Annotated in this window: 12 protein-coding genes; all 12 read right to left on the minus strand. The window is 70.4% G+C overall.

From position 1 onward, the window contains the following. Positions 1 to 102: 102 nt before the first annotated feature. Positions 103 to 2,424, minus strand: a complete 2,322-nt coding sequence (locus tag OHA21_RS38220) for a site-specific integrase (protein ID WP_204296015.1) — start codon at positions 2,422 to 2,424, stop codon at positions 103 to 105. A 3-nt stretch (positions 2,425 to 2,427) separates the two neighbouring features. Continuing rightward, positions 2,428 to 2,763: a helix-turn-helix domain-containing protein gene (locus tag OHA21_RS38225; protein ID WP_204296014.1), complete on the minus strand. Its 336-nt coding sequence runs from the start codon at positions 2,761 to 2,763 to the stop codon at positions 2,428 to 2,430. Further along, the gene (locus OHA21_RS38230) at positions 2,760 to 3,908 is read right to left on the minus strand and encodes a tyrosine-type recombinase/integrase (RefSeq protein WP_204296013.1); all 1,149 of its coding nucleotides are present in this window, start codon (positions 3,906 to 3,908) and stop codon (positions 2,760 to 2,762) included. Before OHA21_RS38230 ends, OHA21_RS38225 begins: the two co-directional genes overlap by 4 nt. A 169-nt stretch (positions 3,909 to 4,077) precedes the next feature. Next, positions 4,078 to 4,395, minus strand: a complete 318-nt coding sequence (locus OHA21_RS38235; protein WP_328463556.1) for a DUF4262 domain-containing protein — start codon at positions 4,393 to 4,395, stop codon at positions 4,078 to 4,080. Positions 4,396 to 4,558: 163 nt separating this feature from the next. Next, on the minus strand, positions 4,559 to 6,163 hold the full coding sequence (locus OHA21_RS38240) for a VWA domain-containing protein (protein ID WP_328463558.1): 1,605 nt from the start codon (positions 6,161 to 6,163) through the stop codon (positions 4,559 to 4,561). 35 nt (positions 6,164 to 6,198) lie between these two features. Next, positions 6,199 to 7,311 (minus strand): AAA family ATPase, encoded by a 1,113-nt coding sequence (locus OHA21_RS38245; RefSeq protein WP_328463560.1) that lies wholly within the window; start codon positions 7,309 to 7,311, stop codon positions 6,199 to 6,201. 220 nt (positions 7,312 to 7,531) lie between these two features. Then, positions 7,532 to 7,855, minus strand: a complete 324-nt coding sequence (locus OHA21_RS38250; protein ID WP_328463562.1) for a hypothetical protein — start codon at positions 7,853 to 7,855, stop codon at positions 7,532 to 7,534. Next, positions 7,852 to 8,253, minus strand: coding sequence for a hypothetical protein (locus OHA21_RS38255; RefSeq protein ID WP_328463564.1), 402 nt, complete (start codon positions 8,251 to 8,253; stop codon positions 7,852 to 7,854). Before OHA21_RS38255 ends, OHA21_RS38250 begins: the two co-directional genes overlap by 4 nt. After that, the gene (locus tag OHA21_RS38260) at positions 8,250 to 9,617 is read right to left on the minus strand and encodes a hypothetical protein (RefSeq protein WP_328463566.1); all 1,368 of its coding nucleotides are present in this window, start codon (positions 9,615 to 9,617) and stop codon (positions 8,250 to 8,252) included. The genes OHA21_RS38255 and OHA21_RS38260 overlap by 4 nt, the downstream gene beginning before the upstream one ends. Continuing rightward, positions 9,614 to 10,342, minus strand: coding sequence for a hypothetical protein (locus tag OHA21_RS38265; protein ID WP_328463567.1), 729 nt, complete (start codon positions 10,340 to 10,342; stop codon positions 9,614 to 9,616). The genes OHA21_RS38260 and OHA21_RS38265 overlap by 4 nt, the downstream gene beginning before the upstream one ends. 81 nt (positions 10,343 to 10,423) lie before the next feature. Continuing rightward, on the minus strand, positions 10,424 to 11,128 hold the full coding sequence (locus tag OHA21_RS38270; RefSeq protein ID WP_328463569.1) for a hypothetical protein: 705 nt from the start codon (positions 11,126 to 11,128) through the stop codon (positions 10,424 to 10,426). A 152-nt stretch (positions 11,129 to 11,280) separates the two neighbouring features. Continuing rightward, a complete protein-coding gene (locus OHA21_RS38275; RefSeq protein ID WP_328463571.1) occupies positions 11,281 to 11,796 on the minus strand; it encodes a hypothetical protein in 516 nt (171 codons plus the stop codon). Positions 11,797 to 11,845: the final 49 nt, after the last annotated feature.

Genomic DNA, 11,845 nt, shown 5'->3' on the forward strand with positions numbered 1-11,845 from the left:
CTCGCTACGCTGGCGGCACGTCGATAGCGCCCCGTCATCCGCGTAGCCCGCACCGACCGCCATGAGAGGCCAACGCCTGGAGTTGTTTTTCGGGCGGCCCGGTCAGCGGACAACTTCGCGCTGCCGTTCTGGGTGAGCGGCGAAGACGTACTTCAGCGCCGTGCTGTCGCAAATGCCGAACAGTCGCATCAGGTGGATCGGGTCGGCGGTCTGCCGGGCCTCGTCAAGAATCCGGTCTGCTCGTAGTGCGGACGGCGTGACTCCGAGCGGCTTGACCATGGCGGACAACGCCGCCAGGCCGGCGCTCTGTTGCCGGGCGTCCATGGCGGTTCGGCGGCTGACCAGCAGGTGCGGGTTGGCCGACTTCGGCCAACGCTCGCGCCGGTGCCGCAGCCAGGCCGTAATGAGCGTGTGGCTGAGCTCGTCGAGGTAGACGACGTGCCGGCCTGTGACCCGATGGATGATCAGCCGTCCAGCGGAGAGATCCAAGTCGGCCAGTCGCGCCCGCATGATGTCAGTCGGTCGCAGTCCGTGGACGGCGGCCAGGACGATGACGACCCTGGTGACAGGGCGACTCGCCCGGTCGAGCATGCCGCGGAGCCGGTCGGAGGAAATGTTCGTCGGCAGGATCTCCACCGCGGACACGACGATGCCCTTGGTGGGGTCGCGGAAGACGAGCCGTTCTTGCTTCAACGCCCGGAACAGGCTGCGCAGACCGACGTGAACGCCGCGAGCGACGTTGCCCTTGCGCTGCTTGATCGCCTGGGTGACGTGCTCGCGAGTGATCCCGCGGAGGCCGTCGGCCTCCGTCTGCCAGGCGTGCAGGACTGGGCGGACGTAGCCGATGTACTTGACGATCGTGGTCCAGCTCATCGCGCGGTGGCGTCGCCGGCCCTCGCCGCGCAGAACCATCACCCACCGGCCGACGTCGTCAACGAACGCGGCCGGCAGTTCTTCGATGGCTCGCTCGACGCGCCGCTGGTCGGGGTCGTGCTGCTTGGCCGGATCGGGAACCAGCAAGCCCTGCTCGGCGAGGAAGGCGATGACCCGCTTGGCGCTGAGGCCCGGCAACGTGGTGGCCAAGGCCAGGATCTCGACTTCGGGGATAGGCGCGTCGGCACCGAGCCAAGCCAGCAAGGTGCGCAAAGTCCGCAGACCCTCCTTCAGCGGACCGTCATACCACCGCTGGTCGACGGCGATCGCCGCGAACCGGCCGACCAGCTCGTTCGCCGACTCGCTGAGCGCGGGCAGATCGGCGAACCGCAGGGCCGACCAATCTCGCGGCAGGTCGAACAGCGTCCCCTGGGCCGGGTCGACCAGGCCCAGGCTGGATTCGGAGGGCACTGGTGGAGTCGCGGGGTGAAGGCCAGCGCCCGGGGCAGTGAGGACCCGCAGAGCCAAGGGGCCGCCCAACCAGAGCTGGGTCCAGGGCTGGGTGAGCACCGCCGCACCGTGGACGGCGGCGTAGGCAGCGCAGCCTCGACAGATGCCTGCGGCCAGAGCGAGGTCGTCGCGGTGGCACCGGCCGCAGCGCCCGACGGGCCGGTGGCCCTGGCCGTTTCCGCGCACCCACCGCCGGCACTGATCGCAGGTGGAGTCGAATCCCCAGGACTGGCAGGACCCGCAACTGTGCGGCGTCGGTGCTGGGCGCGGCGGGCGCGGCGTGGCCCTCGAACCCTGGCGTCGGCGGGTCGGGGCGAGGGTCGTGCCAGGCTGAAGCAGGTCCGCCTGCCGCAGAACCTCGATGACCATCGCGGCGAAGATTGGCAGATCGCTGACGGCATCGGTCCCGGCGAATTCGTCGCCGTCCGCGTCGCGGATCGCAAGCGCCAACCGGACCATGCGACCGACCGCGAGTCTCCACGCCCTGCCGAGCTGATGCTCGGCAGCGTGCGCCGCGATGATCGGCTCGACCCGCTCGTAGCCGCGGACTTGGCGGTGCCTGATGCGCTGCTCGTGATGGATCGTGAGATGCCGATTCGGCCGGATCAGAGTCATCTGACCCGGGATCGCCGGTGGGCAGACCCTGGGGTCATCCTTGGCCTCGCCGGGTTGTGTTTCCTGGTCGCGCTGCCACGGACGCTGCCGTTCGCGGGACACCCGGGCCCGACCCTTCAGCATGTCCAACGGCCGGGAGATGTACTTGTGCTGACCCCGCCGCATCACCAGCACGAGCTGGCTGGGCTGGCCCGGCACCGGATCGGCGAGCCACCCGGCGTCGATCTCCCGGATGATCTGAATGCAGGGGCGGCAGAGCCCGTCGCTGTTGACGTAGTGCTCCTGGTCGCAACGCCGGCAGTGCGCCCGCTGGCCGTGCGCCCGCCGCCACCCCTCGCAGGACGAGCACTCGCGGGCGTCAATCAGTTCACCCCAGCCCAGGCACCCCAGGCATTGCCCAACCGGGTAGCGGCGGATGCGAGTCACGTGTCAGTTGGGCGGCGGGGTTCTACCGGCGTGGCCGCCGCGGCGCGGAATCGGCCGGACCGTTCCCGGCTGCGGCGCGCTCTCGCCGACCGCCTGCGGCATGGTCTGCTCAGCCTGGCCGGGCAACGCCTCGGCTTCCAGCAGGTCCGCGATCGTGCAGTCCAGCGCCGCGCAAATCTTGTCGAGGTCGTCGAGCCGCACGGTGATCGGCTTGCTGCTCCACAACGCCGCGACCTTGCTCAGTGACGGCTCGAAGCCGACCTCGCGCAACGCGACCAGCAGGTCGCTGGGCCGCCAGATGTCACGCCGGGCCGCGGCCCAGCGCAGGTTCCACTTCATCGCAGATTCCCCTTGTCCATGACGAGTCGTTGAGCGGCCCTGCTGGCGGACGCCACGCCGGCGCGTTCTGGGTCGGCGGTGGCGGTCGCGAGGTACCGAACCGTGGTCGTAGGCCATTCGTGACCAAGTAACTTCTGGACCTCCCACAGGGACATCCCGGTCTCGTAGTTGTGGGTCGCGCACGCGTGCCGCAGAAGGTGCGGATGCAGCTCGAGCACCGGCCCCGGCAGGTACGCCTTGGCGGCAACGCCCAACGCCCGGCGGAAGGTTCCCGGCGTGACGGCCGGCGCGGTAGGCAGGTTCAGCGCCGCGACGGCCGTCGGCAGCCGCTCGGACGGCCACAGCGGAGCGCTCAGATCCTCGGGGTCGTCGATGAACGCACCGCGGATCTCCTCCATGTACCACCAGAGCAATGCCCGCCCCTCGGCGAACAGATACGCCTCCCGCTGACGAGGACCCGAGCCATGCGCGCCCTTGCCCTGCACCAAAAATCGGCCCCACTGCCCGGATTCCCAGTGCACGTCGCCGATGCGGACACCGCATAGCTCCGAGGCCCGAACACCGGAGATGTAGGCGATCTTCGCCATCGTGTAGTCCCTGCAGGCGACCGCGTGCTTGCGGGCCGCCGGCAGGGCATCGCGCCAAGTGGCGAAGAACTCCGCCGTCTGCCGCCGCGATGGAGGCACCCGCAGCCCGTAGTCACCGCGGTGCCGAGGACGGTTGAACGGGTCGACCGGCGACTCCACGCCCACGCCGAAGCGGCGGAACACCTCGCCGCCGTAGCGCTGCTCCAGGAACGCGAAGTAGCCGTCAATCCGGTTGAGTTTCTGGCGCATCGTCGAACGGCCGCGCTTGCCGGGGCCGGCGAAGTAGAGGTCCACCTGTCTCGACGTCAGCCTCCACGGCATCGTGCCGTAGTGCTGACAGACCTCGATCACCGGTTTGACGAGCTGGTCCAAGGTGCTCGGCGCCAGCCCGGACACGTCGCGGGCCCACTGGTACTCGGCGAGCGTGTCGGCGAAGAAACTCTCCTCGTCGGCTTCCGAGACTTGGGCCGCACGCCGCCGGCCCAGTGTGACGACATCGGCCAGCCCTGGCTCGACGGCGGGCACGGTCGATGCGCTGTCCTCGTCGGCCTCCACCACGGGCGGCGGGACGAGGGTGAGCCTGCGACTCCCGGATTCACCCACGGAGCGCGAGATTACACTAGCAACTCCTGGATTCCTGGAGTAGGTCGCGGAATCTAGGAGAGGTAGGTTGGCCGCCAGGGAGCCGTATTGGCCAGGGGAGATGCGTCAGGTCCGTCAACGGCCCCTACAGGGAACCCGCATGAACTCCATTAATGATCGCGTCGTAGCCGGCCAGGACATCGCTGAGCCGCTCGCCGTGCGAGAACTGGGCGGCCTGATCGAAGACCCGGCGCCCGAGGTCGTTGAGCAGAGCCTGCGCGATCTGCGGCGCAAGGCCGGCCAGGACCAGTTCCGGGTAGTCGTGAGCGGTGAGGCCGACGGTGTAGGTGAACGCGACGTCCGTGGCCGGGTCGTCGGGGGCGGGGAAGACGTGCACGACGGACCAGCCAACCCGGTCGATGATCTCGACCTGCTGTTGCAGGATTTCGTCCATGCTCGGCATGACGGGATTCTCCCTTGCTCATTGATTCAATTCGTGAAGCGCGGGCGAGCGCCTGCTACCGGGATGGGTAGAGGCGGGCGCTCGCGCAGTGGTCAATTCCGGGCCGTGACGGGGGCCTCAGCGGTGCTCGCCGCTGTGGGTCGGCGCCGTCGGCGGCGAACGGTCAGGCGTTCTCGATGGCGGTGACGGCGGCGTCGGCGATGCGGGCGACGGCGTCGACGGGGTCGGCGACGGTGATCGTGGTGGTGTGCTCGAAGGTGTGGCTGGGCAGGTCCTTCGGGTGCAGCCACAGCACGGCGCAGCCGGCCCGGTGCAGGGTGGTGATGAGTTTCTGCCCGGCCTCGGTGTTGTCGAGCAGTCCGTCGGAGACGACGGCGAGCATCCGCAGGGTGCGGCCGTGGCGCAGGTCGAGGAGCTGGTCGGCGAGTTTCGTGGCCCCGCAGAAGGTGGCGGTGCTGAAGCCGTCGGCCGGCATGTGCAGAACCTGCTGCGGCCGGGCGTGCGGCGCGATGAGCAGGGTGGTGCGGTCGCCGAAGCCGATGGTGGTGGTGACGGCCTGTCCGCGACGGGCGGCGTGCGCGAAGATCCACGCCGCGGACGACAGCTCAGCCGCGTAAGAGCTCATGGAGCCGGACAGGTCGACCAGGACGCCCAGGTGCAGGGTAGGTTTCGGCGGCGGCGCCACGGTGCGGTGCTGCCAGGGCTGTGCGGTGGGGGTGTGACCGGCGGCGATCTGGGCGTCCGCGGCGATCGCGTGCCGGGTCCTTAGCCGGCCGGGCGGCAGCACGGCGCCGCGCCGGACGGTTTCGGGGTTGCGGGTCCGCGCCCGCGCGATGCGCTCGGCGAGGTGGCGAGCGGCTTGCTGTTGCCCGGCGGTGGGGGCGGTGCGGCCCCACTCGGCGGGCGGGCGGTGCCGCAGGTCCAGGATCCGGGCCCGGTAATCGCCGGGGCTGAGCCCGACAACAGCGGCCAGGAAATCGGTCAGGGCCTGGTCGAGCCGGCCGGCGAACACGCCGGCATCGGCGGCCGGGACGAGCCGGTGCCGGTCCGGGTCGATGCCGAGGATCTCGCACCACCGGCGTGCCAGCTCGATCATGGTGGTGGCGTCGGTGTCGTCGACCGTGTGCGCCTCCCGCCACACCTCTCGAAGCCGGCGCAGCGCGGGCCGACCGACGACAGCGGTGACGGCGGCGCGGATGCCGCGGACGTCTTTGCTGGTCAGGATCCGCGCATCGACGCGGGCGAGCAGCAACGCGGCCAGAACCCCGGCGTGCCAAGGGTCGTCGACCGGGGCGACGCCGGGATGCACCACCACGTTGATCATGTGGCGTAGCCAGCGCCGGTCGGTGCGGCGGCGGCCGCGTTGTCGGCCTTCGGCCCGTGATTCCTCGAGCAGTTCGGCGACCTCGGCCAGGATCGGCGCCGTGCCGGGCGGGGCCACCCAGTGGCTGTGGGCGGCGTGGGCGCAGCCGTGCACGAGCAGCCCGTACCCGGTGGGCACGATCTTCTTGTGGCCGGCGCGGCGCGGGTCGGCGACCTCGGGGGTGTCGGCGATGTAGGTGGCGTCGATCTCGATGCGGCGCAACGCGGGGTAGAAGCACTCGGGGGCGCCGCCGCCGGCACCGGGAGCGACGAGCACGGTGAGGTCGGTGCGGTCGGTCAGTGTGGGGACGTGTTTGGTCCAGGCATCGGACCAGGGCTGCCAGTCCGCGTTCGGTGCGCCCTTCTTCGCGGTGTCGGTACGGCGGTGCGGGTTCGATGGCGACATCGGATGGTCTCCTCTCGTTGTGCGCAGGGCAGGGGTCAGCGTTTGCCGAGGGCGAGGGCGGTGACCGGTTTGCCGGTGTGCCGGGACAGGGCGCTGGTGACGGCGTCGCGGGCGTCGTCGGGGGCGATGCCGGCCAGGTTCGACAGCGCGGCGGTCATGCCGAGGGTGTCTTTGACCTTGACGAAGCCGAGCAGCTCACGCAGTTGCGGTGCCCAGCCGATGCGGCCGGCGGCCAGGTCAAGGTTCAGGTCGACCGCCGCGGCGATCACGGTCTTCGGAACTTTGAGGTCGGCGGCCAGGTCCCAGTCGGTGGTGACCTCGACCTGCACGGTGAACCGCGACGCCAGGGCTTCGGTGAGGATCGCGCCGTGCACGCCGGGGTTATGGCCGCCGCACACGTAGAACCCGTCGGCGGCGTCCACGGTCTCGGCACCGTTCGGGGTGGTGACGGTGATCTTGCCGCGGCCGTCCATCACCGGGTACAAGATCGCGAGCACGCGGGGCGGGATGAGGGTGGCGTCGTCGACCAGCAGCGGCCGGCCCTCGCGCATCGCCTGCACGAGGGGGCCGTAGACGAAGTCGTAGCCGCCGCCGGGCAGCGGGGCGTAGGAGCCGAGGAAGTCGTCGACGATGGTGTCGCCGGTGCCCGCGACGGTGAGCAGGTCCGGGAACGCGGCTTCGAGCATGGCGGTCTTGCCGGTGCCGGGCGGCCCGTACAGCAGCACCGGCATCCGCTGGCTGCGTAGTTTGTGCAGGACGTTGATGTCCCAGTCGCTGCCGAGCCGGCGCGGGTAGTACAGCAGCCCGCTGGGTCGGGTGATCGGCGCCGGCTTGCCTCCCCGGCTGCGCCGGCTACCGCCGCGGCTGCCGGAGGTGGTGGGCGGCAGGGCGCCGGCGGCGTCGATACCGGCCTGGGTGATCTGGAACCGGTGGTGCGGGTCGCGGTGGTGGGTGGCGTGTCCGGCGGCGACCATCCGTTTGGCGGCCTCGGCGACGGCGCCGGTTGAGGGCGCCTCGATGGCTTTGGTGATCTCGCCGACCTTGTGCGGACGGTCCGGGTGGTCGCGCAGGTAGAGAGCGACCTTGCGATACAGGTATCCCGAGCCGCTGGTAGGGGCGGGGTCGGGTGTGGGCGAGGGTGCAGTCATGGTGGCCTTCCTTGAAGGCGGGCATGCCTGCGCCCCCGTCTCCGGGGTGCGCAGGCATGCAGCCGCACAGCGGAGACGGGTAGGCAATCAACCCGGAACGTCGCGATCAGCTAGATCGAGGCGTCGGGGTGTCGCACCCGTGTGGTGCTCGGATCAGAAGGTGGTACGCACGTTCCGGCTCCGACGGAACCGGACGGCCAGGGAAGCGGGATGAGGCGCGTCAGGCGTCGGGTTTGTGCGGCGGCTCGACCTCGGTGAAGCCGAAAAGCCGCTCGATGACTTGCAGCGACTGCGTGCGGTACCGGTCGGCGAAGCCGCGGCAGACCGCCGGCTGCACGCCCTCGGGCGCCATGCCGGGCAGGGTGCTGTGGCAGACGATGTAGCTTTCCGCCGCCCTGGCCTCGTCGACCAGGTCACGCAGCCGTCCCTGCCGCAGGTGCATGAGGTTGCCGGGCCGGAACACACAGGTGTCACACATCCGGGCCAGCAGCCGGGTCCGCATCGTTTCGAGGTCGCCGACCGACAGGTCGTCCGGGCCGGTCATCGCGGCGGCCCCAGCTCGGGCTCGACCTCGTCGAGCCACAGCTGCCAGAGCCGCAGGAGCCGGTCCAGGTGGCCGAGCTGCGCGTTGCGCATGGCGATCAGGGCGTCGAACCGGGCTCCGGCGCCCCGCAGTTCGTCCAGCGCGCTCAGCGACGCGGCCGGTTGGCCTGGTTCGGCCGCGATCACCTGCCGCACGGTGCCGGTATGCCGGTCGATGGTGTCGATGACCCGGAGCAGCTCATTCTCGGTGACTCCGACGGCCTCGGCCGTGCCGCCGACCCCCCGGGCGAACTCGGCTGCCAGGCCGCCGAGTTGCATCGCACGCTCCAGCTGCTGGCGGGTGACATCGCGGCCCGTGTATTTGGCGATCACGCGTTCCAGGTCCATCGCCGTGCTCACCACCGATCCGCAGATGAGCGGTCGGGCAGGATGTGCCACGCATGGCCGGTCCAGATCCGCCACTGCCCGCCTGCCGTCGGTTCGGTGAGAACCTGCTCGATGTCGCGCTGAGACGCAGGCGTGGGGATGGGACGCAGCGCCAGGGTGGTTCCGGCGTCGTCGAGCAGGCGCAGCAGGGTGCTGCCCATGGCTGCTTCGACGGCGACCGCGGTGGTCAGGAACATCTGGTCGGCGAGGGCGTCGAGGAGCCGCTGCTGGTCGACGCGCCGGCCGTCGTGGCGGCTGGCGGCCACGTACGACGTCCAGGCTGCAGCGCCGGCCGCGTCGCTCATTAGCAGTTCGCGGCCGGATCCGGTGGCATCGTCGCCGACGGTGCCGATCCGCTGGCCGTCGAGCAGCAGCGCCGCGACATAGGCCATGTCGCCGGACACCGGCCACTGCGACAGCATGCGCAGCCGGAACCGGTCGTGAGGAACCTGCATCCCCGGGGCGTGGGGCAGAGGCGCGAATCGCTGCTGCTCGCCGGGCGCGGGCACCTCGCCGACGATGCGGTCGCAGTCGTGCGGGTCGACCGGCCGCCAGTCCCAGGCTCCGCCCATCACCACGTACTCGCCGTCGTCGTCCGGGGTGATCCTCGTCGTGGAGTCCGGGCCACCGATCACGCTGGTCTCGTCGACGACCAGTTGGTCGCCGTCGAAGCCGATCGTCGGCAGCAGCCGCTCGACCGCCCAGACGCACGCTTGCGGCCGGACGCCGAGGTTCACCAGCTCGTCGCGCCAGAACACCCGTAGCCGCCGCTGATCGGCGACGATCGCATCGGCGACCTGCCGTGTGCAGGCGAACACCGCCCGGCCGTCGAGTCCCATCTCGCGCAGCGTGCCGACGAACCCGACCGGAATCCGGCGCCGCCCGAACGGGCCGCGCTGCCACGACCAGCCGCCGGCGAACACGCCGACCGCCCCCACCCGAAGCCGATCCGGATGCAGATGCGGCAACATCCGCCACGGCAACACCGAGGTCGCAGCCTGCAGATGCACGTGGGAGCGTTCGTGGACACCGTCGTCGAAGCCGTCGGCGTGTGCGCCCAGCACCTCGTCGCGCTGCGTATCGGTCAGATCGTCCCAGGACGGCTGGCCGTTTCCGGCAGCAGCCTGATAGGTCTCGCCGGTCACCCATCCGCCGGTTCCGCCGAGGTAGGGAACCAGCTGCCCGCCGATGCCGGAGCTGCGGTTCGGCCCGCGACGGGTGAGCACCCGCCTGCCGAGGCTGGTGCGGGCCCACTGGTCGGCGGCGTCGCGGCCGGCCTGCAGTCCGGCGGTGTACAGGCCCGTCAGGGTCGTCGCCCACACGGTCGCATCGCTCATCGGTCGCAGCCTTCCCCGGGGAGGGCTTCACCGTTGCTGCCGTGCGGAAGGGACCAGGCGAAGTCGTGCAGCCAGTACCGGTGCTCCGGGTCGGGCAGCACCCAGCGGCGGGTGCCGTCGTGGTCGACGCGGACGATGCCGGCCAGCGATCGCCGCAGCACCGGCCTGCCGGGCTGCGCCGGTTCCGTAAGCGCGGCGAGCCTGTCGATCAGCCGCAGGTCGGCCTTGACCAGAAGCCACGGAGCTGCAGCGCCGGTGGGCACCTCGACGGTCATCGGCTCGTCCAGTCCGTCCGCGATCAGCTGGATCTGCTGCCATGTCCGGCCGGTCGGTATCAGCACCTGCTGGGCTTCGAGGTGAGGGCAGGCGTGGGTGAAGTCGCGGTGGGCGTCGGTGCGGGCGGCGCGCAGCCTGCCGTGTTCGGTCAGCAGCCGGCTCATGTTGTCGGTGAAGATGTCGAGGTCCTCGGTGCCCTGGTCGCTGTCCGGTGCGAGTTCCATCCGCATCCAGGTGATCGGGTGGTGCAGCATCTGCAGCTGGAACTCGGTTGCGGCGTATCGGGCGGCCGCCGACACCCAGGCAAGGATCTGATGCGGGTGGGTGGCGAAGGTCTGGTCGAGTTCGCCGTCGTCGGCGACGTCATAGCCGGCGTGTTCAGTGAGGTCCCGCAGCACGTGATCGATGGTGGGCGCTTGCGGCACGGGCCAGTCGTAGTTGTCGAGCACGGTACTTCCTTTCCGGAAAAGCGAAGATCCGCGACCGGTAGTCGCGGATCTCGTGGCAGGTGGCGATATGTGGTGTCGGAATCAGGTGTCGGCGTCGTCGAGCGCCGGCGGGTACGGCAACGCGCCGGGCGGTGTCGGGAGCAAGCGGACACGAGCCGGATCGATTTCGACGAGGGCGTAGCCGGGGACGTTCGGTCCGATGTCGCCGAGGCTCACCAGGTCGTAGTGGTCGGGGGCCTGGAAGTCGTCGCGGACGACGTAGAGCTGCTCTGGGTCTTGGCCGTGCTGGTGCTGCGGGTCGATGATCTGGACCAGCGATCCCAGGCCCGGCAGGGCCGCCCGCTCCTGACGGTCGGTGATGTGGGCGGCGACCATCGCGATCTGCCAGTCGGCGGGATCGAGCGGATGGGAGTCCGTGCTGCGGTCCCGGCGAGCGGTCAGCGCCGCCTGCAGCACGGTCCGCAGGCCGGTGGAGACCTCACCGGAGCGGGTCTTGTCCAGCGCTCGAAGCCCGTAGAACGCGTCGGCGTACAGGTCCGGGGCGGTCGTCTCCCGTATGGGGACCAGTTGGTCGCCTGCCGGGAACCGGAACTGCGGGTCGAGCAGCCGGGGCAGCGGGATCAGGTCGCCCGGATACGGAGTGTTTCCGGCTCCGGTGGAGTCGCCGCTGAGCCGGTAACTGTCGGCGGGCAGGAAGTGCAGAGGCGCGGTGAGATGCGCGCCGATCGTGTTGATGGTGGCGCTCGCCGGGACGAGCACCGCCACCCGAGAAACGATCATGGTCATCGAGGGTTCCCTTTCTCCGTACGTGGTGAGTCAGGGCGGCCCGGGGTCGGGGTTGTGTGCGGGCCGCGATTGGTCGGTCGTGAGTCGGGCACACGCCACGGCCCCGCCTTCCGGTGTCGGATGCGGGGCCGTGATGTGGCGCGGGTCCGGGGTCAGGGACGGGGCAATGCGTCGTAGTCGCGGAAGCCTTGACCGGGCATGCCGCCGATGACGTTGAGCTCATCGCGGCGGATGTGGTCGCGGTCGGCGCCGGTGGCTTCGGCGTGGGCGTACCACGCGGACATCAGCGCGTCGCGGGCCTGCTCGGCGGTGGCGCCGATGCCGGTCCACGAGTAGTGCCGCGTGTCGGTGGTGGCGACGTAGACGACGGCCGTTTTCGCAAGAGCGGCCTGGGCGACGTCGGGCCAGGTGTGGTCGGTTGTCGGGTCGAGCCCGGCTGCGGCGACGGTGTCGGCGGCGGGGGCATCGAGGTGCTGCACGATGGCGTGGCCCAGAGCGGCGAGCCCGGCCCGGTTGTCGACGTAGATGCCGCCGTCGAACAGTTCGACGCCGGCTTGATCACCGGTGAGGGGCTTGTCGCGGAAGATGTCGCCGGGGTGCAGCCAGCGGGTGATCCAATCCGAGTCGGTTTTCTCGTCGCCGCTGGTGGCGGTGCCGGGTTCGGTCATGGTTTTCCTCCTGTCTCGTGAGGCGGTTGTGCCGCAGGTCGGTTTGGTG

Origin of the sequence: Actinoplanes sp. NBC_00393, from assembly GCF_036053395.1 — a bacterium.
Taxonomy (GTDB): domain Bacteria; phylum Actinomycetota; class Actinomycetes; order Mycobacteriales; family Micromonosporaceae; genus Actinoplanes.